The following is a 25,324-nucleotide window of genomic DNA, read 5'->3' on the forward strand; positions in this document are numbered from 1 at the left end:
GGCGCGTCAGCCCGTGCAGCGTCCTCGGTGCGGGACGGCGGTCGTTGTCGCAGGTGCCGCACGGCGGGGTGTACTGCTCCCCGAAGTACGCCAGCAGTTCCGTGCGGCGGCCGCCTGGCGGATCTCCTCGGCGTCGTGCGTGCGCTCCGACGTGCGGTGGGCCTGCTCGCCGACCGCGACGTGCGGCACGACGACGCCGTCGTGCAGGACCGCCGCGCCGGCGTCGGCGAGCCGTTCGACGACCCGCTGCGTGCGCCGGGTGCTCAGGCCGACGTGCTGTGCGAGGTCGGTGAGCGGGATCGGGCCGGTGGCCCGGGTCAGCACGGAGAGAACGGCGTCCACGTCGCCGTCCCGGACCCGGGCGGCAGCCGCGAACATCCGGGGCAGGCGCAGGTCCGCGGTGTCGAACACCAGCACCGCCCTGGCCGGGCTCCCGTCCCGGCCCGCCCGGCCGATCTCCTGGTAGTACTCGTCCAGGCTGCCCGGCGGGCTGGCGTGCACGACGCTGCGCACGTCCGGCTTGTCGATGCCCAGCCCGAAGGCGCTGGTGGCGACCACGACGTCCAGCGAGCCCGACAGGAAGGCGTCCTGCGTCGCGGAGCGCTCGGCCGCCGGGAGCCCCGCGTGGTAGGGCGCTGCGGTGAAGACCAGGTGCCGGAAACGTTCGGCCAGCTCCTCGCAGTGCCGCCTGCTGGCCGCGTAGACCAGAGCGGGGGTCGGGCCGGCGAGTACCTCGTCCACGACCACGTCGTCGGCCCGGACCTTGTCGTGAGCGGTGCTGCCGTGGACCGCACGCACGGCCAGGCCGATGTTCGGGCGGTCGAAGCCGGCGATCACGACGGCGGGGTCGCGCATGCCGAGGCGCCGGGTGATCTCCGCCTGCACCGGCGGAGCAGCCGTTGCGGTGAGGGCGAGGACCTGTGGCTCCCCGAGGAGCTGCCGGGCGTCGGCGAGCTGCAGGTAGTCGGGCCGGAAGTCGAAACCCCACTCGCTCACCAGATGCGCCTCGTCGACGACGAGCAGCGTGCACGGGCGTCCGGACGTCGCCAGCAGATCGTGCGTGGCCGGGCGGGCGAGCTGCTCCGGCCCGAGCAGCAGGAAGTCCAGCTCACCGGCCGTCACGGCGGCCCGGGCGGCGCGGGCTTCGGCCACGTGCACCGTGGCGTTCAGCTGTGCGGCCCGGATCGGGCGCCCGTCGGGCATGCGCCGGCCCTGCAGCCCGCGCAGCTGGTCGCGCTGCAGTGCGACCAGCGGTGACACGACAACCGTCAGGCCGCCGGCGGACAGCCCGGCGAGCTGGTAGACGGCACTCTTGCCGCTCCCGGTGGCGAGCACGGCGAGGGTGTCGCGGCCGGCGAGCACCGGTTCCAGTGCGCGCCGCTGGACCTCGCGCAGCTCCGGGTAGCCGAACACGTCCCGGGCCAGCGCGGTGACGTCGGCGAGGCATGCGCCCGGCCGCGGACCTCCGGACGCCGTCACGACAGCCCCCTCGCCGAAGTCTCTCGACCGTCCGGTCGGCCTGATCCCATCTTCGGTCCCGCCTTCTCGTCGCCGGCTGCTCCTCCATCATGCTGCGCGTTCCGCCGTCGCCGTCGCCGTCGCGCGGCGGGAGTGGTGATCCTCGGATTCACCTGGATCGGGTGAGCCTCACGGATGCCGGGCGGGGAACTCTGAGTCGACGGAAGGCCGTTTGCTGATCGTGTGACCGGCTGTGCGGGAGCGGTTACGGACCGGCGGAACTGCGCGGACTGCACCACCGACCAGCAGCGTGATGTGCGCGATGTGAGTGAGGAGAGTCCCATGCCCGAGGTCGTGTTCCCGCTCGACAATTCCAAGAAGTTCACCGACCAGCAGATCGTCGGCCACAACCGGTGGCATCCGGACATCCCCGCGCAGGTCCAGGTCAAGCCGGGGGACGCGTTCCGGGTGGACTGCCGCGAGTGGTTCGACGGCGCGATCCACAACGACGACTCCGCCGAGGACGTGCTGAACGCGCCGTTGCCGAGCGTGCACGTGCTCAGCGGACCACTCGAGGTGCAGGGTGCGGAGCCCGGCGACCTGCTGGTCGTGGACATCCTCGACGTCGGCCCGGTTCCGCAGGAGGACTCCGGGCCGCTGGCCGGTCAGGGGTGGGGCTACACCGGGATCTTCGCCAAGGAGAACGGGGGCGGGTTCCTGACCGACCAGTTCCCCGACGCCTACAAGGTGATCTGGGACTTCCGTGGCGGCGTGGCGACCTCCCGGCACGTCCCCAGCGTGTCCTTCGTCGGCATCGTGCACCCCGGTCTGATGGGTACCGCGCCGTCGGCCGACCTGCTCGCCACCTGGAACGCCCGCGAGCAGGAGCTCATCGACACCGACCCGGACCGGGTGCCACCCCTCGCGCTGCCGCCGCTGCCCGACTCGGCGGTACTCGGCACGTTGTCCGGTGACGAGTTCGACCGGGTCGCCCGCGAGGCCGCCCGCACCGCACCCCCGCGGGAGAACGGCGGGAACCAGGACATCAAGAACTTCACCAAGGGAACGCGGGTCTTCTACCCCGTGTTCGTCCCCGGCGCGAAGCTGTCGATGGGCGATCTGCACTTCTCGCAGGGCGACGGTGAGATCACCTTCTGCGGGGCGATCGAGATGGGTGGGTTCATCGACCTCGGGGTCGACCTGATCAAGGGCGGGATGGAGACCTACGGCGTCTCCGAGAACGCGATCTTCATGCCCGGCAACGTGGCGCCGCAGTACAGCGAGTGGCTGGCATTCTCCGGCACCTCGGTGACGCTCGAGGGCAAGCAGCACTACCTGGATGCTCAGCTGTCCTACCAGCGGGCCTGCCTGCACGCGATCGACTACCTGACCAAGTTCGGCTACACGCCGGAGCAGGCGTACATGATCCTGGGGGCGGCGCCGATCGAGGGCAGGCTCTCCGGCGTGGTCGACATCCCGAACTCGTGCTCCACGGTCTACATCCCGACCGCGATCTTCGACTTCGACGTCAGCCCGGGCAAGGGCGGCCCGCACCAGGTCGACGCCGGCCAGGGCGTGCCCAAGGCCAGCTTCTGAAGGCCGCGCGAGGCCGTGGTCAACCGGAGGCGGGGGACGGCCTGACCGCGACGACGTCCACCTCCACGAGGATGCCGGCCAACCGGCTGCCCACGGTGGTCCGTACCGGGTACGGAGCGGAGAACCGGCGCGCGTAGACCTCGTTGAACGCGGCGAAGTCGTCGTCGAGGTCCTGGAGATGCACCGTGGCCTTGACGACGTGTGTCATGTCGAGGCCGACCTCACGCAACGCCTGTTCGACGTTGTCGAGGACCTGATCGGTCTGCGCGCTGATCCCCTCGGGAACCGTGCCGGTGCGCGGGTCCTGCGGTCCGAACCCCGCCGTCCAGACGACACCGTTGGCCTCCACGACGTGGCTGTAGGGGCCGGCGGGGGCCGGCAACGCCTCGCTGGTCAGTCGGTTCTGCGGCACTGGTCCTCCGGTGGGGTGGATGATCATCGGGACAGGCTGGTGGCGGCGTCGTGGAACTCCCGGCGGACTCCGGCGATGCCCGTGCCCGCCCGGGAGGGGTGCACGCGGTTGGTCAGCAGCACGAAGTAGCGGCCGAGCTCCGGGTCGACCCACAGACTGGTGCCCGTGAACCCGGTGTGCCCGAACGACGTCGGCCCTGGACCGGTGCCCACGGGCGAACCGATCTCGTCGCGGCCCTGCCACGCCAGGCCGCGGCGCAGGTTCAGGCCGTCGGTGTGGCCGCGGGTCATGAGCGAGAACGTCTCCGGTCGGAGCACGCCAGGGGCACCGGCGACCAGTCGGCCGCCCAGCCGTTCCAGATCGGCCAGTGGGGCGAACAGCCCGGCGTGACCGCCCGGGGCGCCCAGCACCACCGCGTTCTCGTCGTGCACCTGGCCGGTCACCAGGTGCCCGCGCCACGCGCAGAGCTCGGTGGACACCGCACGGGCCGGGTCGGCCGCATAGGTCGTCTCCGGCATCCCCACCACAGCGGTGACGAGGTCCCGGACGAGGGCGTCGAGCGGCCGGCGCCCGACGGTCTCGGCCACCAGCCCCAGCAGGATGAACCCCTGCGAGGAGTACTCGACCCGGGATCCGGGCGCCGCCGGGAGCGGGGTGTCCCTGATCGCGGCCAGCAGTGCCGAGCGCGTCGAATGGGTCCGCCACAGTGGCGTGGCCCCGGGCAGGCCCGAGGTGTGGGTCATCAGCTGTGCCACCGTGAGGTCGGCCTTGTCGCCCGTGGCGTAGCCGGGCAGCAGCGGGCCGAGGGTCTGCTCCAGGCTCAGGTCGCCGCTCTCCACCAGCGCCATGATCACGAGGCCGACGACGGGTTTGGTCACCGAGGCCAGGTCCCACAGCGAGTGCTCGCCGACCGCGGGGCCACCCCACCGGCTGCTGCCCAGGAACCCCCGCGCGTGCGGCCCGTCGGCGCCACCGACCGACCACGCGGCACCGGAGAACACCTGGCGCTCCAGGCCCCTGACCAGTACGTCCCTGAGTTCCACCCCGGTGCGCTCACCGGACATGCTCGTCGTCCTCCACCGCTCGTACCGTGCCGCTGCCGAACGCGGCGGACAACGCCGCGGCGGCGTCGCGCACCAGCGGCCCGATCATGTGGGCGCTCTCCCTGTTCAGCACGAACGTCAACCCCGAGACACAGACCGCGCCGACCACCGTGCCGACGCCGTCGACGACGGGCGCCGCGACGGATCGCACGTCGGCCTCGTTCTGCTCGTCCTCCACGAGGTAACCGCGCTCGTCCACCTGGGCCAGCGCCGCCCTGATCTCGCCGGGGTCCGTCGCGGTGTAGGGGGTGCGGGCGGCCAGCGGACCGGCGTCGAGAACCGCGGCGACCTCGGACCCGGGCAGGCCCGCGAGGATCGCCCGGCCGACGGCGCTGCAGTACAGCGGGACCTCGGTGCCCACGCGTGCGGCCATCCGGTAGGCCTGCCTCGGCTCCACGGTGTCGAGATAGACGGCCGAGTCCCCGGAGCGGGCGGCGTAGTGCACGGTGTGGCCTGCCTGCCGCTGCAGGTCCTCCAGGACGGGACGGACGAACCGGCCCTCCCTGCTGCTGGCGAGTGCGGCCGCCGCCATCCCCAGCAGGTGCGGCCCGACCTGGTAGGTGCCGCCGCTCGTGCGGGCGAAACCGGACTCGACGAGGGTGCGCAGCATCCGGTGCGCGGTGGGCTTCGCCAACTCCGCAGCGTGCGCCAGGTCGGCCAGGCGGTGTGGGCCGCCCGGGGCGGCGAGGGCGGTCAACAGGGCCAGCGCCTTGTCGAGTGCGCCCCGTCCTGACGGTTCGTTGACAGCCCTTTCCATGACGCCTAACTTACCATCACGTTCCGCCCCACGGAACGATGTGTGCAGTTTATGGAACGGAGAGCTTCCGTGACCGGCCCGCCCAACCGCCTTTCCCGCCGTCAGGCCCTGCGTTTCGCCGGCCTGGCCGTGCCCGCCCTCACCCTGCCGGGCCTGCTGAGCGCCTGCGCAGGCTCGGCCGACGCTGCGAGCGCCGGGGTCCTCCGGCTCACGCAGCCGGCCGAGGTGAAGACCCTGGATCCGCACAAGCAGGGCGACATGGTCTCCATGAACGCGCTGGTCAACATGTTCGACACCCTCACGACGCGCGACCAGGACAACCGGCTCGCGCCGCGTCTCGCCCTGTCCTGGAGCAACCCCGACCCGCTCACCTGGCGCTTCCAGCTCCGGCCGGGCGTCAGGTTCCACAACGGCGAGCCCTGCGACGCGGCTGCCGTGAAATACAGCATCGAGCGCCTCCTCGACCCGGCGACCAAGTCGCCGATCGTCGAGCTGCGCTACGTCACCGGTGCCGTGGTCGTCGACCCGTTGACCGTCGAGCTGCACACGAACCAGCCCGACCCGATCCTGCCCGCCAAGGTGTCCTTGTTCGGCGGTGTCGTCGTACCGCCGAAGTACATCGCCGATGTCGGTGACGCGGGGTTCGCCAGGGCACCCGTCGGCACCGGCCCGTTCACCTTCGTCAGCTGGCAACGAGACCGGGAGCTGCGCATGCGCGCCAATCGCGAGCACTGGAACGGGCCGCCCGATCTGAGCGAGCTCGTCTTCCGCGCGATGGCGAACCCGGCGTCGGCGCTCGCCGCACTGCAGAGCGACGAGGTGGACCTCGTCACCGGCCTCACCCCGGACGCGGCGCTGCAGCTGCAGGGCTTCCCGGGCGTGACGATCGACCGGTTCCCCGGCATCCGGGCCTACTACCTCTCGCTCGACACCGAGGACGCGGTGCTCTCGGACCGGCGCGTCCGGCAGGCGCTCAACCACGCCGTGGACGTTCCGTTGCTGATCGACGCCGTCCTCGACGGCAAGGCGCGGGAGATGCCGACGATGATCCCGCGCGAGTCGTTCGGGTTCGATCCCACCGTCACGCCGTTCACGCGCGACCTCGACCTGGCCCGGCGGCTGCTCGCCGATGCCGGACACCCGGACGGCTTCGACACCGTGCTCACCGCGTCGTCGGGTGACGCCGTGGTGGCCGAGGCGATCTCCGGGCTGCTCGCCAGGGCGAATGTCCGCGCCCGGGTCGAGACGCTCGATTCCGGCACCTACTCCACCCGTCTGACCTCGGACAACCGGCGCGCGCTCGGCCCGATCTACCTCGCGGCCAGCACCGGATGGACGCTCGACGGGCAGAGCAACGTCCAGTCCAACGTGCGCCGGGACCGCAGGCAGAGCCGATGGACCTCCGACCAGGCGGACCGGCTCATCGACGGCGAGGAGCTGTCGGTCGAACCGGCGGAGCGGCAGCGCGCCTTCAACGACCTCCAGCGGCTGCTGAAGGAGGACGCGCCCTTCGTGTACCTCTACCAGCTCGACACGCTCATGGCCCGCAACGCCCGGCCGTCCTGGCGTCCCGCGGTCACCGGATCACTGGCCATGGCCAGCGCGCAGGTGACGGCATGACCGAACAGATCACCGCAGGCGCAGAGGTCGCCGGCGTGGAGGGCGTCGGGGCGCCGCGGCCGGGTGCGGGAGTCGCGCGGACGGTGGCCGTCCGGGTACTCGGCGCGCTCGGGGTGCTGCTGGCGGCGGCCACGGTGGCGTTCTTCCTGGTCCGGCTGTCGGGAGACCCGGTCAAGCTGCTGCTCCCGCCGGACGCCACCGCTGCGCAGGAGGCGACGCTGCGGGCGAGCCTCGGCCTCGACCGGCCGTTGATCGTGCAGTACCTCGACTACCTGTGGGGCCTGCCGCGGCTGGACCTGGGCACGTCGTTGTTCTACGACCGCCCCGTCGCCGACGTGCTGTTCGAACGCCTGCCGGCGACGCTGGAGCTCGCAGGCGCCGCGCTGCTCGTGTCGCTCGTGATCGCCGTCCCGGCCGGCATCCTCGCCGCGGTACACCGTGGTCGACCGGCCGACGTCGGGGTGATGTCGGCAGTCCTCGTCGGACAGTCCACCCCGGCGTTCTGGGCCGGGATCCTGCTGATGCTGTTGTTCGCCGTGACCTGGCAGGTGCTGCCGGCGTCCGGCTACGGCTCCTTCCCGCACCTCGTGCTGCCTGCGGTCACGCTCGCCATCTACTCGGTGGCGGTGGTCGCGCGCCTGCTGCGCTCCTCGCTGGTCGACGTCCTGGCGTCCGACCACATCAGGACCGCGAAGGCCAAAGGGCTCAGCACGACGGAGATCGTGTTCTCCCACGCGCTGCGCAACGCGTCCCTGCCGGTGATCACCGTGGTCGGGCTGGAGGTGGGCAGCCTGCTGGGCGGCGCCATCCTCACCGAGCAGGTCTTCTCCTGGCCGGGCATCGGCAGCCTCACCGTCGAGGCGATCACCAACCGTGACTTTCCGCTGGTCCAGGCCGCGGTACTGCTGTTCGCCGCCACGTTCGTCGTGGTGAACCTGCTGGTCGACGTCTCCTACACAGTTCTCGATCCGAGAGTCCGGGGAGGCCACCGATGACCACCACCATGACGACGACCGCGCCCACGATCAGCTCCAGGGTCGCGACGGCCCGCCGGCTGGCGCGCAGCAAGCTCGCGGTCGTCGCGCTCGTCGTGCTCGGGCTCGTGGTGCTGGCCGCGGTGTTCGCCCCGCTGATCGCGCCGTACGACCCGACCGCGCAGGACCTGCTGGTGCGGCTCCGGCCACCCGCCTGGACCTCACGGGGCGACGCCTCGCACCTGCTCGGCACCGACCAGCTCGGCCGGGACGTGTTCAGCAGGCTGGTCTACGGCGCCCGGATCTCCCTGCTCGTCGGCGTGGCCGCGGCACTGCTCGCCGGGGTGATCGGGGCCGTGGTCGGTCTCGTGGCCGGGTACCTGGGCGGCTGGCCCGACCGGATCCTCATGCGCCTGGCCGACATCCAGCTCGCGTTCCCGTCGATCCTGCTGGCGCTGGCTGTCGTGGGTTTCCTCGGCTCGGGGCTCTGGTACGTGATCATCGTGCTCGGGTTCACCGGCTGGGTGTCGTACGCCCGGGTGGTGCGTTCCGAGGCGCTCTCGCTGCGCTCACGCGACTACGTCACCGAGGCGAGGGCGATCGGGGTCTCCGATCCGACGATCATGCGGCGGCACCTGCTGCCCAACGTGCTCGCCTCGCTGGCCACGATCGCCACCCTGCACGTGGCCGCGGCGATCGTCGCCGAGGCGTCGCTGAGCTATCTCGGCCTCGGCGTGCCGCGCTCGGTGGTGACGTGGGGCGGGATGCTCAGCGACGGCCAGCTCTATCTGGGGACGTCCTGGTGGCTCGCTGTCTTCCCCGGCCTCGCACTGATGCTGACCGTGCTGGCCATCAACCTCGCGGGAGACGTCCTTCGCGACCTCACCGACCCGAAGGCGTACCGCTCATGACCCTCCTGAGTGTCGAGGACCTCTCGATCGACTTCCGGTTGACGGCGGAGACGGTCCCGGCCGTCCGCGGCGTCAGCCTGCACGTCGACGAGGGCGAGATCCTTGCGGTCGTCGGTGAGTCCGGCAGTGGCAAGAGCGCGACGGCGCTGTCCGTGCTGCGGCTCAACCCCGAGCCACCCTGCGTCTACACAGGAGGCCGGATCCTGTTCGACGGTGCGGACGTGCTCGCAATGGGGGAGCGCGAGCTGCGCGGGATCCGCGGCAGCGACGTCGCGATGATCTTCCAGGACCCGATGACCAGCTTGAACCCGCTCAAGCGGGTGGGTGTGCAGGTCGGGGAGGTGGTGCGCAAGCACCGTGGCGAGTCCCGCCGGGACACCCGCGACGCCGTGCTGGCCGCGCTGCGGGAGGCCGGCATCCCCGACGCCGAGCGGCGCGCCGACCAGTACCCGCACGAGCTGTCCGGCGGACTGCGGCAACGCGTGATGATCGCGATGGCGCTGGTGGGGCAGCCTCGGTTGCTGATCGCCGACGAGCCGACCACGGCTCTCGACGTCACCGTGCAGGCCCAGATCCTCGACCTGCTCGTCGAGCTGTGCGAGCGCCGCGGCACGGCCGTCGTGCTGATCACCCACGACCTGGGCGTCGTGGCCGAGGTCGCCGACCGCGTGGTCGTGATGGACAAGGGGCAGGTCGTCGAGTCCGGCAGCGTGCTCGACGTGTTCGACGCTCCCGCCGAGGAGTACACGCGACGCCTGCTGGGCGCGACCCCGCGATTGGAGCTGTGATGGACGCTCGGCAGGAAGTGGCGTTGCTGGAGCTGCGCGGGCTGCGGAAGGAGTTCGCCGGGCGGCGTGGCTCGCCGGCAGTGGTGGCCGTCGACGACGTGAGCCTGACCGTGCGGGAGGGCGAGACCACGGCGTTGGTGGGGGAGTCGGGTTCGGGCAAGACCACGCTGACCCGCCTCATGCTGCACCTGACCCCGCCGACGGCGGGCACCGTCCGGTTCGACGGCCACGACCTGGGCGAGCTGTCCCGCCGGGGGTTGCGCGCGGTGCGCCGCGAGATGCAGGTGGTGCTGCAGGACCCGTACTCGAGCATGAACCCGCGGATGCGCGTCCTCGACATCGTCGCCGAGCCGCTCGTCACCCACGAGCCCGGAGCGGGGGCCCGGCGCGGGCGCCCCGCGCTGCGGGAGCGCGTGGCGGAACTGCTGGAGGCCGTCGGCCTGCCCGGTGACGTGCAGGACCGCTACCCGCACGAGTTCTCCGGCGGACAACGCCAACGCATCTCGATCGCCCGCGCGCTCGCCCTGCGACCGCGGCTGGTGGTGCTGGACGAACCCACGAGTGCGCTGGACGTCTCGGTGCAGGCCCAGATCCTCGACCTGCTGGGCGACCTGCAGCGCAGGCTGGGGCTGACGTACGTGTTCGTGTCGCACAACCTCGCCGTGGTGCAGCAGGTCGCCGACCGGATCGCCGTTCTGCACCGGGGGAGCGTGGTGGAGGAGGGCACCACCGACGAGGTGCTGCGGACGCCCCGCAACTCCTACACCCGGGCCCTGCTGGACGCCGTCCCGAACCCCGATCCACGCCGGGCCCGGCGCCGGCAACCGGCGTGAAGCGGCGACCGGACCCGGGACACGGCGGCCGCCGCTACCGCCTCGTCAAGACCAGCCCGGCCCCGCCGAACAGTGCGACGTCGTCGACCAGCGCGGTGCTGACCACCACGGTGGGACGTTCGGCGGTGGGTGACCAGGAGGAGTCCGCGCGCAGCCGCCGCTGCACGGCGTCCCGGAAGGCGTCGCCTCCCTCGCGCGCCTCGCCGTGCAGCACGAACAGCCCCGGCGCGAACATCTGCTGGACGTTCAGCAGCCCGAGGGCGAGGTTCTCCGCGTACTCGTCCACCACGGCGGCGGCCTCGGCGTCGGCCGCCGCCGCGAGCGCGGCCAGCGTGGCAGGCAGTCCGGTGCCGGCGACGCGTTCGCGCAGCCAGCGCGTGGAGGCGACGGTCTTCCAGCAGCCGCGAGCCCCGCACGTGCAGGTGCGGTCGCTGCCGGCGACGGTCATGTGCGCACCACTGCGCCCACCGGGCGGGGCCAGCAGCTCGCCGTTGTGCAGCAGGCCGACGCCGAGCACCTCGCCGGTGGACACCGAGGCGAAGCCGGTGCGCCCGCGCCCCGGACCGAACCAGCGGTCGCCGAGCACCTGCAGGCGGGCGCGGTGCTCGACGTGCACCGGGACATCGAAGGCGCGGCGCAGCTGCTCGGCGACCCGGAAGCCGCGAAGTGCAGGGGCGTCGTTCAGCTCGATGATCACGCCTGCTTCCGAGTCGACCAGCCCGGCGGCGGCGACCCCGATTCCCAGCGGGGTGTCCTCGGCGAAGCAGACCTCGGCGGCCTCGAGCAACGCGTCACGGACCTGCGTCGGGCTCGCCGTCACGGGGAAGAAGGACGCCTCGCCGCGGCACAGCACCGCACCTGACATGTCCATCAGTGCGCAGCGGACGAGACCGGGGAGCAGCTCGACGGCACCCACCGTCTGCGCCTGCCGCAGAGTCGGCCGAGGTGCCGGCTGGGGCACCAGCCGCAACGAAGCGCGGCCGGGACTGCCGAGAGTCATGGCCGAACCCTAGACAGCCGACTGATGGAAGAAGGTGAAACTCTGTGTTACGGCTCAGCCAGATGCCATGGCGTGAGGTCAGGGCGGCCGGTGAGCGCGGCGCCGTGGCGGTGGTGCCCATCGGCTCCCAGGAGCAGCACTCCGAGCACCTGCCCATGGGCACCGACACGCTGTTGGTGGAGGCGGCACTGGACGCCGCGGAGCAGGCGCTCGACGCCGAGGGACCGGAGCTCGTACGACTCCCGGTCCTGCCCTTCGGGCACAGCCCGCACCACCTGTTCGCCGCAGCGGTGTCGCTCTCCGACGAGGTACTGCTCGCCGTCCTCGCCGACGTTCTCGACTCGCTGGTCCGCAGCGGCTTCCGACGTGTCCTCGTGGTCAACGGCCACGGCGGCAACGAGGAGATCATGCGGCTGGCGGTCAAACGCGGGGCCCACCGCTGCAACGTCGCGTTGGCCGCGTGCTCGTACTGGGCGGTGGTCCGTCCCGACGGGGAGCCCGAGGATCCCGATCGGACGCCCGGGCACGCCGGCTGGTTCGAGACGTCCCTGATGCTCGCCGCGCACCCGGACCTCGTCCGTGCGCCGGCGGAGTGGCAGGAGCCGGCCGAGCCGCCGCTGTTCGACCGGGCGCCCGCCACCGGCCTGCTCGTCGAGCGCCACGGTGAGTGGGAACGGGTGCACGGCACCACCGACGACGCGGCAGCCGCCGACGCCGGCGTCGGCCGCGAGCTGCTCGTCCGGCGCGCCGGCGGCCTGGCCGACGCGATCCGCGCGTTCGACCTCGCGACGCGCCACAGTCACGCACGTCAGACAGGGGAAGCATGAAGATCACAGCGGTGGACGTGCAGGTCGTGAACCTGCCGCTCCGCAACCCGTTCACCAGCTCGTTCGAGACCAAGACGGGGGAGACCCGCACCCTGGTCCGGATGCACACCGACTCCGGGATCACCGGGTGGGGCGAGACGATGTGGGGCCGTCCCGTGGCCGAGCTGGTGCGCAGGCTCGTTCCCGACCTGATCGGCACCAGCCCGTTCGCACTGGAGTCGTTCCACCGCCGCCAGCACATGGTGCCGTTCTTCCACGGCTATCTCGGCTATGCGGCGATCGCGGCGCTCGATGTCGCCTGCTGGGACGTGATCGGCAAGGCGACCGGACAGTCGCTGACCGACCTGCTCGGCGGCCCGGTTCGCGACGAGGTACCGATCACCGCACTCATCACGCGAGCGGACGCGCCCGGCGCGCGGGACGCCGACCGCCCGAGGCGACTGGCCGAGCACGCCGCGCAGGTGGTCGCCGACGGCGGGTTCACGGCGGTGAAGCTGAAGGGCACCAAGGACGTCCAGGGCGACGTCGCGATCCTGCGCGCGATCCGGGAGGCGTTGCCCGGCGTCCAGCTCCGGGTGGATCCCAACGCGGCCTGGTCGGTGCCCGACTCCCTGCGCGCCGGCATCCAGCTGGAGGAACTCGATCTGGAGTACCTCGAGGACCCGTGCGTGGGCATCGAGGGCATGAGCCAGGTACGGGCCAGGGTGCGCATCCCGCTGTGCACCAACATGTGCCTGGTGCGGTTCGAGGACTTCGCACCCGCGGTCCGGCTGGGCGCGGTCGACGTCGTCCACGGCGACGTCTACAAGTGGGGCGGGATCGCCGCCACCAAGGCGCTGGCCGCGCACTGCGAGACGTTCGGCCTGGGCATGAACCTGCACTCGGGCGGTGAGCTCGGCATCGCGACCGCCGCGCACCTCGCCGTGGTGGCCAGCACTCCGGTGCTGAACCGCGCCATCGACAGCATGTACTACCTGCATGCCGACGACGTGGCCGATCCGCTGGAGCTGAGCGGCGGAAGCCTGCGCGTGCCCACCGGACCGGGGCTCGGGGTGTCGGTCGACGAGGACAAGGTCGGCCACTACGCGGCGGTGAACGCCCGGGAGGGTGACCTCACGGGCTGATCCACGCGCCCGTCGACCCGGCCAGGGCGTGCCCGAGGCCGGCTTCCGTGCGCCAAACCCAGGGGACGGACAGCACGAGCGGACCGGTGCCTGCGAGAACGGCGGCCGTCAGTGCCAGCACCACGGCCGTCGCCAGCCCCGCGAGTGCCACCGCGGCGAGCACGACGAGACCCCCCTCGACGACGATCATGGTGGTCAGCTGCCGGGGCGTGGCGCCGGTGAGGCGGAGTGCGGTGAGCTCACGGCGCCGTGCGGCCGTCGACATGACGAACGTCGTCGCGACCGAGATCGCCGTGCAGGTGATCGTCAACCCGATGACCGACAGCGCGGCGAGCCGGTCGATCTCCTCGTCGCCCGCGGTGCGGTCGGCGAGGACGTCCCCGGTCGCACCCGCCGTGGCACCGTGCGCGGTGGCGAGCGTGTCGACGGCGCGCAGTGCCGCCGCCGGGTCGGCGCCGGCGGCGAGCGTGAAAGCAGCGGCCCGATCCGTTCACCCCGCGCCTCGACCCGACTGCTCGCCCGCCGCCGCGTCCGGTCCCCGATCGACGCGCTCACGCCGCGGGAGCGCGAGGTGCTCGGGCTGATCGCCGAGGGCCGCTCCAACGCCGCGATCGCCCGCCGCCTCACCGTCACCGACGCGGCCGTGGCCAAGCACGTCAACGCGATCCTCACCAAGCTCGACCTCCCCCCCCGGAACCCGACGACCACCGCCGCGTGCTCGCCGTGCTCACCTACCTCCGCGCCTGATTCTCATCGCCGAGGGACTCGTCCACCGGCACCCTGGCGACCTCGGCCAGGTGGAGGTCCAGCTCACCGATCTCGAACCGGCACATCCCCACGACGTGCCAGAACTGGCTCGCGACCTCACCCTCCACCTTGTAGCGACCGTCGGGGGTGAACGCCGCCCACCCCTCGGGGAGCCCGAGGAGCGTCATCCGGGCAGGCAGGGGGCCGGACGCGGACGACCACAGCCGCACCGTTCCGTCGGCGCTGCCGCTCGCCAGTTGCCCGCCGGCAGGATGGAACGCCACCGACAGCACGCTGCCGGTGTGCCCGGTCAGCGTGTGCAGCAACGCCCCGGTCCCCGGGTGCCAGACGCGGATCGCGAGATCGTCGCCCGCGGTGGCGAGCACGGCGCCCCCACGGTCGAAGGCCACCGTCCACAGCCGGCCCCCGTGCTGGTCGAGCACGTGCCGGGCCGTGCCGGTGGCGACGTCCCACACCCGGGCCGTGGCATCCCATGACCCGCTGGCCAGCAGGTCGCTGCCGGCGAAGTCGACCGCGTACACCCGGTCGCCGTGCCCGGCCAGCGTCCGCAGCAGCGTGCCCGACGCCGCGTCCCACAGGCGGACCAGCCCGTCGTCGCACCCGGTGGCGAGCAGTGTGCCGTCGTCGTTGTAGGCGATCGAGCGCACCCGGCCGCCGTGCTCGCCGAGGGTGTGGACGAGCCGGCCGAGCGTGCGGTCCCACAGCCGCACGGTGTCGTCGTCGTTGGCGGTGGCGAGGATGGCGCCGGACGGGCTGAAGGCGGTGGCCCAGACCGGGCCGGGCTCCACCTTGATGTGCCGCTCGAACCGGCCGTCCGGGACGTTGAACAGGTTGAGCCTGCTGTCGTTGCTGACGATGGCGAGCCGGGACGCCGTCGGGCTGAACACCGCCGTCTCCAGCTTGACGAACTGGTCCGCCGGGTCCTTCAGCCGCCGCAGCAGGCGTCCGGTCGTCGGGTCCCACAGCCGCACGGTGCCGTCGTTGCCGCTGGTGGCGAGGGTGGTGCCCGTCGAGTCGTAGTGCACCGACGTCACCTGGCGGTCATGGCCGGAGATCACGTGCCTGCGGTGCCCGGTGGCCGGGTCCCACAGCCGCGTCGTCATCTCGTCGTCGCTGACGGCCAGCTGCGTGCCGTCGGGCCGGAAGGCGAACGGCCAGATCGACCCGGTGTGGCCGGTGAGCGTGTGCCGGACCTGCCCGGAGGCGGCGTCCCAGAGGAGCACCGTGCCTGCGCTGTCGCCGGTGGCCAGCAGGCCGCCTGCCGGGTCGAACGCGATCCCGTGCACCGACTCGGTATGGCCGGCGAGCACGTGGTGCGGCCGCCCGGTGTCGACGTCCCAGATGCGGACGCCGCCGCTGGCGTCACCGCAGGCGAGCAGGCGCTCGGTCGGGTGGAACGCGACGGCGTAGACCCCCCGGCTGTGCCCGGACAGCACGGTGACCGCCCGGCCGGTCGCGGGGTCCCAGGTGCGGACGTCGCCGTCGCGGCCACCCGTGGCGAGCAGGTCGCCTGCCGGGCTGAACGCGACGCGGAAGACCTGCTCGCCGTCCCCGGTGAGCTCGCCGAGCGACGCACCGCTCGTGGTGTCCCACAACCGGACGCTGCCGTCCCGGTAGACCGCGGCGACGAGGTGCCCACGCCAGGCCATGTCGGCGACGAAGCCGCGCCCGCCCGGCAGCTCGTGGCGCAGCTCCCCGGTCGACACGTCCCACAGCCGCAGCACTCCGGCGGCGTCCCCGGTGGCGAGCATCTCGGCGGTCGGGTCGAGCGCGACCGGCCAGGGCCAGCGGTCGTGCCCGGAGAGCACGTGGCGGCAGGCCCCGGTGGCCGCGTCCCACACGCGCACGGTGGCGTCGGCCGACCCGGTGACGAGCACGTCGCCCCTGTAGGAGACGGCGAACACCCGGTCCCGGTGGCCCTGCAGGGTGCGCAGGGGCAGACCGGTGACGGTGTCACACACCAGCACCCCGCCGTCCTCGCTGCCGATGGCGAGCATGCCGCCGTCGGGGCTGTAGGCGAGCACCTGCGGCAGCCGGCCGAGGTCGGAGTGGAAGCCGTGGCGAACACCGACGGCGCCGGGGGCCAGCTCGGCCGCGACCGGGTGGCCCGGCGCGACCGCGGCGCCACGCAGCGCCTCGACGTCCCGGACGCCCGTGGTGTTGATGAGCGCGGCGCGTCGCCAGACGCTGCCGGTGAGCTGGGCACCGGCGAGGTCGGTGCCGGTCAGCCGGGCCCTGGTGAGGTCGGCACCGCGCAGGTCGGCCCCGGCCATCCGGGCCTCGTCCAGCCGCGCACCCACGAGCCGCGCACCGTTCAGCCGGGCCTGGCGCAGGTCGGCGGCCACCAGCCGGGCGCCCGTCAGGTCGGCGCCGGTGAGGTCGACCCCGTCGAGACTCCGGTAGGACAGGTCCTCCCCGACGAGTGACGCGCCACGCAGATCCGCGGTGGCGGGGATCCGGAGCCGCGAGCCGATCTTCATCGCGTTGGCCCGGGCGACGTCGCCGGAGCGCGCGTCGGCCAGCACGGCGTCCACCCAGGCCCGGCAGTGGCGCGGGTCGGCGAGCTCGCACAGGAAGTCGACGATCAGCTGCGACAGCTGGCTCCGGTGCATCAGCGCGGGTGCTCGCACACCCGCGCGCAGCTCGTCGGCGATCGCGTCGGCCACCAGCCATTCCATGACCGACCGGTGGATGAAGCCGAAGAGCCCGTCGTCGGTGCGCACCAGGAGGCTCCCGGAGGCGACGGCGTGCACCACCTGGGGTCCGGAGAGCTCGCCGTCCGCCAGGTCGGTGAGGGCGTCGACCACCTCGGCGAGGTCGGCCAGCCCCAGGTGCGCGGCGCCGGTCTCCCACAGCCGCAGGGCCAGCGCGGTGGCGGCCCGCCTGCGGTCGGCCACGGTGAGACCGGACCGCGCGGCCGTGCGGTCGGTGGCCCGGTCGGTCTCGAAGCTCAGCCAGGAGTCGATGATCTCGCGGTAGAGCCCGGAGGCGCCGATGGCGTTGCCGCTGCGCGCCGCGGCCTGCAGCCGCTCGTCGGGCAGGTCGGCGATGAAGCTGAGCATCCGCGGGTTCTGGCCGAGGTCGGCCAGGCTCTGGACGGCCGTCACCAGGCGCAGCCGCGCGTCGGCCCGGCGCGCGTCGCCGTGGTAGCGGTTCAGCAGGTAGACGCGGATCTGGGCCGGGGTGAAGTCCTCGACCCCGATGATCCGGCTCTGCGACAGGGCCTCGACCTGCTCACCGAGAGCGGTGACGACCTGGCCGTGCGAGCGGAAGTGCTGGGTCCGGCTCGCGACGACGATCTTGGCGCGGCCCTGCGCGGCCTGCACGAGCGTGTCCAGGTGCTCCGCGGCGCGGTCGTAGCTGACGCGCGTGACGAGCTCGTCGAACCCGTCGAACAGCAGCACGATCCGGCCTTCGCGCAGCATGTACAGGAAGGCGTTGATGTCGATGCGGGTCTCGCCCTCGTTGGTCAGGTGGGCGGCCACGAGCGCGGCCACCGAGTTGGCCGTGTCGAGGGTGCGCAGCTCGATCAGGATCGGGATCACGGCGGGGGAGGTCTCGGCGAGCCGCCGCGCGACCTCCCGCATGACGAACGTCTTGCCGTGCCCGAACTCCCCGAGCACCAGCACGAACCGGCCGTGGTCGGTCGGCGCCAGCAGGTCCACGAGCTCCGTGGCCAGGTCGTCGCGCACCTCCCGACCGGGCTGGTCGAGGTCCCGGAACCGCTGCGGGACGTAGAGCGACGGCGGGTAGCGGCGATCGGCGCGCAGCCGGGCCGTCTGCCGGGCGACGAAGTCGGACAGGTCGATCAGGCCCTGGAACTCCGTGAAGCTGCGCAGCCGCACCCCGCGACGCGCCGCCTCGTCCCGCAGGGTCTGCGGCGGGTTCGGACCCTCGTACACGAGCTCCGCGCCGGGCTCGGTGGTGTGCGTGCAGAACGCGGTGAGGATGTCCCTCGTGATCTCCCCGACGTGGGCCCCGATCCGCCACTGTGGCGTGAACCCCTCCTCCCGGCGGGTCACGAGCAGATGCGGCGGGTCGACGTCGACGAGGCGGACCCGGCACCGGTCGTCACGGGCGACGCACACCTCGCCGATGCGTTCCAGCAGCAGTCCCTGCGGGTCGGTCGCCCGGACCGGCTCCTGCTCCGGGACCTCGTCGAGGTCGGCCGCATAGGACGGGCCGAACGCGGCGCCCGCCGCGCGCCACTCCCGCTCCACCAACGGGGCCGACCGGCCCGCCGTGGGGTCGTCCACCGGGAACCGGCGGAAGCCGTTGGCGGTCAGCTGGATGAGCTCGGCCTGGTCCGCCGCCACCCTCCCGACCGTGACGAGGCCCGAACCGAGGGTGTCCGTGCCGGTGCCGCCCAGTGCGGGGCCGTGGATCAGCAGGTGGAGCCGGCCGCCGACGAGGCGGTCGAAGGTGTCGGCGTCGCGCAGCAGCAGGGGGTCGGTGCCGCCGGAGCGGCCTGCCGGGCTCGGGTCGTGGTGGACGACCCCGATCCGCAACCAGCCCGCCTGCTCGAACGGCCTCAGCTGCTCGGTGAACCAGGCGGTCTGGCGCTGCCCGAGCAGGCCGTAGTCGTCGTCCGCCCGGTGGCTGATCGCCATCGTGGAGTTCAGCGCGGCGACCACGACCCGCAGCTGGGGGACGGGCACGAGGCCCCAGGGCTGGGCGTCGTCGAACCCGGGTCCGTCGAGGCCGGGATGGAGCCCGTCGAGCAGGGTCGCGAACTGGCGGAGCTTCGCGAAGTAGGGCTCGACCGGCCTGCGCTCGTTGGCCTCGCAGTCGCTGAAGTAGGCCCGGCACGCCGCGTGCGACACGTCGCGGCGCCCCGGCACCACGATCACCCGGTCCGCCTCGAGGTGCAGGAGCGCGCGCAGTCCCTGGAGGAACTCCAACGCCTGCATGACCTGGCTCGGCCGGGCGGCCTCCGTGACGTCTCCCGTGACGACCACGAGATCCGGTGTGGGCACGCCGGCGTCGACGAGGCGGCTGACGTCGCCGAAGATCTGGTACTGCAGTTCCAGCGCGGTGCGGGGCTCGTCGTCGCGGGTCATGCCGCGGCCGAACCGGGGGCCGGAAACGTGCAGGACGGATAGGCTCTCCCGCGCGGAGTTCGCGGGCGCGAGGGTCGGGGGGAACGCCGGAGGGGTCACCGGTACCCGCCGCTGCCGGTCCGGGTCGCGGGGGCTCGTCGGGCCGGGGAAGGGCGGTGGGGCCGGGGCCGCCGACCGCACCTCCAGCATCCGCTCCAGGTCCCTGACCATCACGCTCGCCGCCGCGCGGTCGTCACGTTGACCGACCAGGTCCAGGAAGGTGATCGGGGCGAGCAGGCCGTCGAGCGGGCAGTCCTCGACCCGGATCATGACGAGCTTCCTGGGGTCGTGGCGCAGCGCCGCCTGCCACTCCGACCCGTGCCGCGAGCCCGAGTAGCTGCGGGACAGGACGGCGATGACCACCGAGGCGTTCCGCACGCCCGAGTCCGTGAACTCCGTGAAGTTCGTGCCCGGCATGAAGTCCCATGCCTGGAGCCGGACGCGGAACCCGGCCTCGGTCAGCGTCCAGCCGATCCAGGTGGCCCAACGATCATCTGCGGGGGAGTAGCTGATGTAGAAGTCGACGGCGTCTGCCGTGTCCATGCAGTCACTCCCCGTGGCCCGACCTGAGCACGTCGAGTATCACGGATGCGCCGCTCGCCGAGAAGGCTCAAGGTCGACTCCGCGCACACGCCAGGTGGAGCGGGTCCGGCACGATACGCGGGTGACGACTGCGCGGAGGGGAGCGGCACTGCTGCGGCGGCTCCCGGCGTTGGACTGGATCCGGATCGGCCTGCTGGTCGCCGGCCTGCTCGCTGTCGTCACCGGTCTGCTGCCCGCCGCCGAGGCGGAGGACAGCCTGCGCCGGATCGCACCGCTGCTGCTGTTCATCGCCGCGGTGATCGTGCTGGCCACGCTCACCAAGAAGGCCCAGGTCTTCGACACGATCGCGACGCGCCTGGCGATCGTCGGCGGGGGGAGCTACGTCGCGCTGTTCCTGCTCTGCGTGGCGTTCGCGTCGGCGACGACGATCTTCCTGAACCTCGACACCACCGCGGTGCTGCTGACACCGGTGTTCCTCGCGCTGGCCCAGCGGGCGGGGATCGCCGCGCTGCCGCTCGCCATGACGACCATCTGGCTGGCCAACACCGCCAGCATGGTGCTGCCGGTCTCGAACCTCACGAACCTGCTGGCCGCGGGCCGGGTCGCGCTGACGGCGCCGGAGTTCGCCGCCCGCATGTGGGCCCCGCAGCTCGCCATCCTGGCCGTGACCATGGTCTTCCTGTGGGTCCTCTACTGGCGCCGCGGTCGACGCGGAGCGGACCGGTACGTGCCTGCCCCGCCGGTCCGGCTCGACGACTCACGGCAGAAGACGCTGTTCCGGGTGGCCGCGGTCTCCTGCCTGCTGTTCATCGGGGCGATCCCGTTCGTCGGAGAGCACATCGGCTACGCCGCGGCGGCCGCGGCTCTCGTGCTGGTGATCGCCTTCGCCGTGCTCGACCGCGGTGCGCTGCGGCTCAGCCTGGTCCCGTGGCGCCTGCTGATCTTCGTGACGGGCCTGTTCCTCGTCGTGCCGACTCTCTCGATCCACGGGCTCACCGACGTGATGACCGTGGTGATCGGGACGGATCCGGGGGCGGAGGGTGCGTTCCGGGCCGCGGCCGCCGGTGCCGGGCTGTCGAACCTCGTCAACAACCTGCCGGCGTACGCGGCGGGGGAGACCGCGGTTCCCCTCGGCAACCACGACCAACTGCTCGCGCTCCTGATCGGCACGAACGCCGGTCCGATCATCACGCCGTGGGCGTCGCTGGCGACCCTGCTGTGCCTGGAGTCCTGCCGCGCCTACGGGCTGCCGATCAGCGTGCGCCGGTTCGCCCTGCACGGTCTCGGGCTGGCGGTCGCCGCCGTGGGCGTGGGTGTGTTCGCGCTGCTGCTCACCGCCTGAACCGCCCCTGGCGCGCTCGCGGCAGCTTCGCGCGGCCGATGATGTCGGCGACGTCGTTGTCGGTCATCGAGACCGGGAGGTCGAGCCGCAACAGGCTGAAGAGCCTCCGCACCTCTTCCGGCGTCGGCTCGTCCGACAGGCGGTGTTCCTCGATCCGGGAGAGGTTCAGCTTGCGGGACTGCTCGAAGCTCATGGTGAGCTCGCGCAGGTAGGCCCGGTAGTGCGACATGCCGCGGTCGAAGAACATCGCGGGTGCGTTGCGGTCCTCCTGGGTCATGAGCGCGAACGTCGGCGAGATGTCCCAGCGGAACGTGGTCATCACCTTCGACAGGCCGATCTCCGGCTGCAGGAGCACGAAGCGCTGGCGGTACCAGCAGATCGCCAGCACGGTGGCGAAGGCGTTCCGCGAGGTGGTCTCGGGTGCGGGCTCCGGTTGGTCCCTGTCCGAGCCGGAACGCAGCGACGCCCGGTACTCGGCATATCGGCGGCAGAGCCCTTCGTCGGTCGGGTCGATGATCTCGATCTGCATGCGTACCGGGCGGTTGGCCTCGCGGGCGGCCTCGACACACGCGCGGAGGGTGACGCTCCGCAAGCTGGAGCCGGTGCCGCCCTTGAAGATCCACTGGCCCGCTTCGCGGTGAGCCTCGCTGTTCATGCGATCGACCTCCGCCCCGTGCACGAGCCGGACCGCGGCGGACTGGTTGAGGTTGTTGGTCGCGATCTTGCGGTCGCGCAGCAGGGTCGCGGCGAGCAGCGCGAGGGTGAGCAGGATCGCCGCGTTGATCTCCTCGCCGCCGAGAACGTCGAGCACGCCCAGCGCGCCGACGGTGATGGCGATGGTCAGCGCGAGCATCCCGTCGGCGTTGTTCACCAGCCACTGCCCGAACCGGCGCATCCACGCCCCCCTGGTGCAGTCGACCCGGATGATCCTTCCGAGCGCGGATCGTACGCAGCTGGGGCGATCTTGGGCACCGATCACCGGGGAGGAGGTGGCGGTCAGTCGTCCTTCCCGACCTCCGGCCCGACGACCACCGGGCACGGGGCGTTCCGTATGACGTGGTTCGTGGTGCTCCCCAGGAGCACGTCACGCAGGGCGCTGTGCCCGTGCCGGCCGACGACGACCGCGGCGGCGCTGATGTCATTCGCCACCCGCACGATCGTGTCTCCCACGGTCATGGCGTCGGCGACGGCCAGCCCGTCGGCCGGCATCCCGAGCGAGATGGCGACCGCGGCGCCGCGCCGGGCCATCTCGCGGGCGTCCGCGGCCGCCGCCTCGTCCAGCTCAGCGGCAGGCCGCAGGTCGAACTGGGCGGGCGGGAGGTCGATCGTGGCGCTCGGGATCGAGGCGAAGTCGTAGGCCACGCCCGCCTCCCAGACCACCACCACGAGACCGGGCCGCGGGGCGAGCAGTTCCGCGGCCTCTCTCAGAGCGCGCACTGCGGCGCGGGAGCCGTCGAAGGCGATCACGACCGGACCAGGAGGCATTCGTCCGGGTTCCCCGCCGCGGCGGGGCGAACCCCTCCGGCGCCGACCATGACCGGATCGATGCGCTAGCGGAACTCCAGCCCCTCGAACGTGCCGGACGTGCGCCACTGGTCGATGTACCGGAAGAAGGCGCTCGGGCCTCGCGGATGGCCGACGTTGAGCAGCGCCCGCGGCCCCGGGTCCTGGCCCTCGTTGTTGTAGTAGCCCGGCGTGCAGTCCGGCGACCGCGCCATCCGTCCCGGCTCCGTCAGCAGGAGCGCGATCCACGCGTCCTCGGCCTCCTGGCTGACCTCGATCTCGTCGAAGCCGTTGTCCAGGGCGTGCGTGATCGTCATCGCGATCGTGCGGCCCGACTCGGTGAGGTTGTGCGGGATGTTGGAGATCAGGTTCGCGCCCTGGGTCGGCTGGACGATGAACGCGTTCGGGAAGCCGCGCACGTGGATGCCGTGCAGCGAGCGCATGCCGTCGGCCCAGTACTCGGACAGCCGGACGCCGTCGCGCCCGGTCAGGTCGTAGCCGGCCCGGCGGGTGTACGCGGTGCCCACCTCGAAGCCGGAGGCGTAGATGATGCAGTCGACCGGATACTCGGTGCCGGCGACCACGACCCCGTTCTCGGTGATCCGCTCCACGCCCTTGCCGTCGGTGTCGACCAGGTGGGTGCCGGGCAGGTTGTAGGCCTGCAGGTACTCGTCGTGGAAGCACGGCCGCTTGCACAGCTGCCGGTACCAGGCCTTGAGGTGCTCGGCGGTGGCCCGGTCCGTGACGACCGCGTCGACGCGGGCGCGGATCTCGTCCATCTTCTCGTAGTCGGAGTCCTCGAAAGCGGCCAGCAGCGTCATCGGGGTGCGTTCCGCCTGCGGGATCGTCCTGGCCTTCGCCCGCACGCGCCGGGCGATCTCGGTCCAGCCGTCCATCACCAGGTCCTCGTCGACGAGTCCGCCGCTCTGGTTCGCCGTGAAGTTCTCCAGCCAGCGCTGTTGCCAGCCCGGGGTGGCGATCCGGTCGAACCACTCGGGGTCGATCCGGTGGTTGCCGCGGACGTCGACCGACGACGGGGTGCGCTGGAACACGAACAGCTCCCGGCAGGCGCGGGCCAGGTGGGGCACGCACTGGACGGCCGTCGCCCCGGTCCCGATGATCGCGACGCGCTTGTCGGCCAGGTTCTCCATCGGCGCACCGGAAGGATCACCGCCGGTGTAGCCGTAGTCCCAGCGGCTGGTGTGGAACGAGTGCCCGGTGAACGAGTCGATGCCGGGGATCCCGGGCAGCTTCGGGACGTGCAGCGGGCCGGTGCCCATCGCGACGAACCGGGCTGTGAAGTGGTCGCCCCGGTCGGTGCTGACGACCCAGCGCGACCGCTGCCCGTCCCACCGCAGGTCGGTGACCTCGGTGTGGAACAGCGCGTCCTCGTACAGCCCGAACTGCTTACCGATGCGCCGGCAGTGTTCGAGGATCTCCGGCCCGTGTGCGTACTTCTCGGTCGGCATGTGGCCGGTCTCTTCGAGCAGCGGCATGTACACCATCGACGCCGTGTCGCACTGCGCGCCGGGGTAGCGGTTCCAGTACCAGGTGCCGCCGAAGTCGCCGCCCTTCTCGATGATCCGGACGTCCTCGACGCCGGCTTCCTTCAGCCGTGCACCGGTGACCAGGCCGGCGAAGCCGCCGCCGATGAACACGACCGTGCAGTCGTCGGTCCTCGGCGCACGGTCGGTCCTCGGGGTGTGGGGATCCTCGAGGTAGTGGGCGAACCGCCCGGTGAGGCGCTGGTACTGGTCGTTGCCGTCGGGCCGCAGCCGCTTGTCGCGTTCTTCGAGGTACTTCCGGCGCACCGCCGTCGTGTCGATGACGGTGCCGTCCGGCCGCTTCGGCGGATCGATGACGCTCACGCGCGCTCCGGGGGTACGTCCGGGAGGGGCGCTGATGCCCCTCGCTCGTGCCAGCTTGGCACTACTGGCGGGCATGATCACCCCGAACGGTCGGCGTCACACGAGGACGCTCCCGTAGCCCTCCATCGCCAGGTAGGGATTGAGGTGCGGGTGGCGGGCGGTCGACGTCATGTGCGGCTTTCGGTCCGAGGCGAACATCGACGCGATGACATCCAGCGCCCCGAACGTCGCGCCCACCACCGGGGCCAGCGCGCAGATCCCGAAGAGTTGCGCGGTGCCGAGATCGGGCGGTAGCCGCAGCGCACCCACGCGTGCCGCGGGAACCAGCACGTCGTCGGCCACCACCGTGTGGCTGCCGGTGCCGCGCATGCCGTCCGGGCCACGCTCGCCGCTGCCGGTTGGCATGCCGGCTCCGCAGACCAACGCGTGCGGGTCGGCGAAGAGCTCACGCCGGGTGGCCTCGTCGTAGTCGACGCCGGTGGCGGCCGGCACCTTGGCGGTGAGGCAGGTGCCGGCGATCCAGGAGGTGGACGGGCAGGCCCTGGCAATCCCGGTGAGCATGTGCGCAGCGTCCGTGGCGCTCGCCCAGGAGCCGCCGTACGCCGCGGGCGTCCCGAGCGCGAACGCGCCTGCCTCGCGCGCGGCCTGCAGACTCTCGGTGGTGGGCCGTTCCTGATGCTCGGTCTTGTCGGCGTTCGCAGCCAAGATGCTGATCACGATTCGACCCGAGCACCGGGCGATGTGCGCCGCCATGCTCGTGCGGCCCAGGTACATACGCGTCCGCCTAGCATGGTTCGC

Annotated in this window: 20 protein-coding genes and 1 pseudogene; 10 read left to right on the top strand and 11 right to left on the bottom strand. The window is 72.2% G+C overall.

Going from position 1 to position 25,324, the window contains the following annotated elements; genetic code table 11:
- Positions 1-6: 6 nt before the first annotated feature.
- A complete protein-coding gene (locus tag AC5L35_RS27625) occupies positions 7-1,479 on the bottom strand; it encodes a RecQ family ATP-dependent DNA helicase (protein ID WP_495062627.1) in 1,473 nt (490 codons plus the stop codon).
- Between the two features lie 321 nt (positions 1,480-1,800).
- Here AC5L35_RS27625 and fmdA point away from each other — a divergent pair, with 321 nt between their 5' ends.
- Positions 1,801-3,054, top strand: coding sequence for a formamidase (fmdA, locus tag AC5L35_RS27630; RefSeq protein ID WP_495062628.1), 1,254 nt, complete (start codon positions 1,801-1,803; stop codon positions 3,052-3,054).
- Between the two features lie 19 nt (positions 3,055-3,073).
- Here the strand turns inward: fmdA and AC5L35_RS27635 are convergent, their stop codons facing one another.
- Genes AC5L35_RS27635 through AC5L35_RS27645 form a run of 3 tightly spaced genes read right to left on the bottom strand, consistent with a single transcriptional unit; the run spans position 3,074 to position 5,326 of the window.
- Positions 3,074-3,466, bottom strand: a complete 393-nt coding sequence (locus AC5L35_RS27635) for a RidA family protein (RefSeq protein ID WP_495062629.1) — start codon at positions 3,464-3,466, stop codon at positions 3,074-3,076.
- Positions 3,467-3,489: 23 nt separating this feature from the next.
- A complete protein-coding gene (locus tag AC5L35_RS27640) occupies positions 3,490-4,530 on the bottom strand; it encodes a serine hydrolase domain-containing protein (protein ID WP_495062630.1) in 1,041 nt (346 codons plus the stop codon).
- Positions 4,520-5,326, bottom strand: coding sequence for an IclR family transcriptional regulator (locus tag AC5L35_RS27645; RefSeq protein ID WP_495062631.1), 807 nt, complete (start codon positions 5,324-5,326; stop codon positions 4,520-4,522). The genes AC5L35_RS27640 and AC5L35_RS27645 overlap by 11 nt, the downstream gene beginning before the upstream one ends.
- A 69-nt stretch (positions 5,327-5,395) precedes the next feature.
- Between AC5L35_RS27645 and AC5L35_RS27650 the strand changes: the two genes are divergently transcribed.
- Genes AC5L35_RS27650 through AC5L35_RS27670 form a run of 5 tightly spaced genes read left to right on the top strand, consistent with a single transcriptional unit; the run spans position 5,396 to position 10,452 of the window.
- Complete coding sequence (locus AC5L35_RS27650; protein WP_495062632.1) at positions 5,396-6,946, top strand: ABC transporter substrate-binding protein; 1,551 nt, start codon at positions 5,396-5,398, stop codon at positions 6,944-6,946.
- Complete coding sequence (locus AC5L35_RS27655) at positions 6,943-7,941, top strand: ABC transporter permease (protein ID WP_495062633.1); 999 nt, start codon at positions 6,943-6,945, stop codon at positions 7,939-7,941. Before AC5L35_RS27650 ends, AC5L35_RS27655 begins: the two co-directional genes overlap by 4 nt.
- A complete protein-coding gene (locus tag AC5L35_RS27660; RefSeq protein ID WP_495062634.1) occupies positions 7,938-8,831 on the top strand; it encodes an ABC transporter permease in 894 nt (297 codons plus the stop codon). The genes AC5L35_RS27655 and AC5L35_RS27660 overlap by 4 nt, the downstream gene beginning before the upstream one ends.
- Positions 8,828-9,619, top strand: a complete 792-nt coding sequence (locus AC5L35_RS27665) for an ATP-binding cassette domain-containing protein (protein ID WP_495062635.1) — start codon at positions 8,828-8,830, stop codon at positions 9,617-9,619. The genes AC5L35_RS27660 and AC5L35_RS27665 overlap by 4 nt, the downstream gene beginning before the upstream one ends.
- The gene (locus AC5L35_RS27670) at positions 9,619-10,452 is read left to right on the top strand and encodes an ATP-binding cassette domain-containing protein (RefSeq protein WP_495062636.1); all 834 of its coding nucleotides are present in this window, start codon (positions 9,619-9,621) and stop codon (positions 10,450-10,452) included. The genes AC5L35_RS27665 and AC5L35_RS27670 overlap by 1 nt, the downstream gene beginning before the upstream one ends.
- A gap of 34 nt (positions 10,453-10,486) precedes the next feature.
- On the opposite strand, the gene AC5L35_RS27675 is transcribed toward AC5L35_RS27670, so the two are convergent.
- The gene (locus AC5L35_RS27675) at positions 10,487-11,452 is read right to left on the bottom strand and encodes an ROK family protein (RefSeq protein ID WP_495062637.1); all 966 of its coding nucleotides are present in this window, start codon (positions 11,450-11,452) and stop codon (positions 10,487-10,489) included.
- Positions 11,453-11,514: 62 nt separating this feature from the next.
- Between AC5L35_RS27675 and AC5L35_RS27680 the strand changes: the two genes are divergently transcribed.
- Both AC5L35_RS27680 and AC5L35_RS27685 read left to right on the top strand, forming a co-directional pair.
- Complete coding sequence (locus AC5L35_RS27680; RefSeq protein WP_495062638.1) at positions 11,515-12,279, top strand: creatininase family protein; 765 nt, start codon at positions 11,515-11,517, stop codon at positions 12,277-12,279.
- Positions 12,276-13,403 (top strand): mandelate racemase/muconate lactonizing enzyme family protein, encoded by a 1,128-nt coding sequence (locus tag AC5L35_RS27685; RefSeq protein ID WP_495062639.1) that lies wholly within the window; start codon positions 12,276-12,278, stop codon positions 13,401-13,403. Before AC5L35_RS27680 ends, AC5L35_RS27685 begins: the two co-directional genes overlap by 4 nt.
- Here the strand turns inward: AC5L35_RS27685 and AC5L35_RS27690 are convergent.
- Complete coding sequence (locus AC5L35_RS27690) at positions 13,393-13,713, bottom strand: FtsX-like permease family protein (protein ID WP_495062640.1); 321 nt, start codon at positions 13,711-13,713, stop codon at positions 13,393-13,395. The two genes, AC5L35_RS27685 and AC5L35_RS27690, sit on opposite strands and share 11 nt — an antisense overlap.
- A 261-nt stretch (positions 13,714-13,974) precedes the next feature.
- Here AC5L35_RS27690 and AC5L35_RS27695 point away from each other — a divergent pair.
- A pseudogene (locus AC5L35_RS27695) lies at positions 13,975-14,028 on the top strand (hypothetical protein); the annotation flags it as partial.
- A gap of 106 nt (positions 14,029-14,134) precedes the next feature.
- On the opposite strand, the gene AC5L35_RS27700 reads toward AC5L35_RS27695, so the two are convergent.
- Positions 14,135-19,813, bottom strand: a complete 5,679-nt coding sequence (locus AC5L35_RS27700; protein WP_495062641.1) for a WD40 domain-containing protein — start codon at positions 19,811-19,813, stop codon at positions 14,135-14,137.
- Positions 19,814-19,934: 121 nt separating this feature from the next.
- Between AC5L35_RS27700 and AC5L35_RS27705 the strand changes: the two genes are divergently transcribed.
- The gene (locus tag AC5L35_RS27705) at positions 19,935-21,155 is read left to right on the top strand and encodes an ArsB/NhaD family transporter (protein WP_495062642.1); all 1,221 of its coding nucleotides are present in this window, start codon (positions 19,935-19,937) and stop codon (positions 21,153-21,155) included.
- On the opposite strand, the gene AC5L35_RS27710 is transcribed toward AC5L35_RS27705, so the two are convergent.
- The 4 genes from AC5L35_RS27710 to AC5L35_RS27725 form a co-directional block, all read right to left on the bottom strand.
- On the bottom strand, positions 21,145-22,050 hold the full coding sequence (locus tag AC5L35_RS27710; RefSeq protein ID WP_495062643.1) for a hypothetical protein: 906 nt from the start codon (positions 22,048-22,050) through the stop codon (positions 21,145-21,147). The two genes, AC5L35_RS27705 and AC5L35_RS27710, sit on opposite strands and share 11 nt — an antisense overlap.
- Before the next feature lie 101 nt (positions 22,051-22,151).
- The gene (locus AC5L35_RS27715; protein ID WP_495062644.1) at positions 22,152-22,640 is read right to left on the bottom strand and encodes a universal stress protein; all 489 of its coding nucleotides are present in this window, start codon (positions 22,638-22,640) and stop codon (positions 22,152-22,154) included.
- 65 nt (positions 22,641-22,705) lie between these two features.
- Positions 22,706-24,526: a flavin-containing monooxygenase gene (locus tag AC5L35_RS27720; RefSeq protein WP_495062645.1), complete on the bottom strand. Its 1,821-nt coding sequence runs from the start codon at positions 24,524-24,526 to the stop codon at positions 22,706-22,708.
- A gap of 96 nt (positions 24,527-24,622) precedes the next feature.
- Complete coding sequence (locus AC5L35_RS27725; protein ID WP_495062646.1) at positions 24,623-25,243, bottom strand: acyl-CoA dehydrogenase family protein; 621 nt, start codon at positions 25,241-25,243, stop codon at positions 24,623-24,625.
- Between the last annotated feature and the right edge of the window lie 81 nt (positions 25,244-25,324).

Source organism: Pseudonocardia sp. OZ21 (assembly GCF_059359135.1).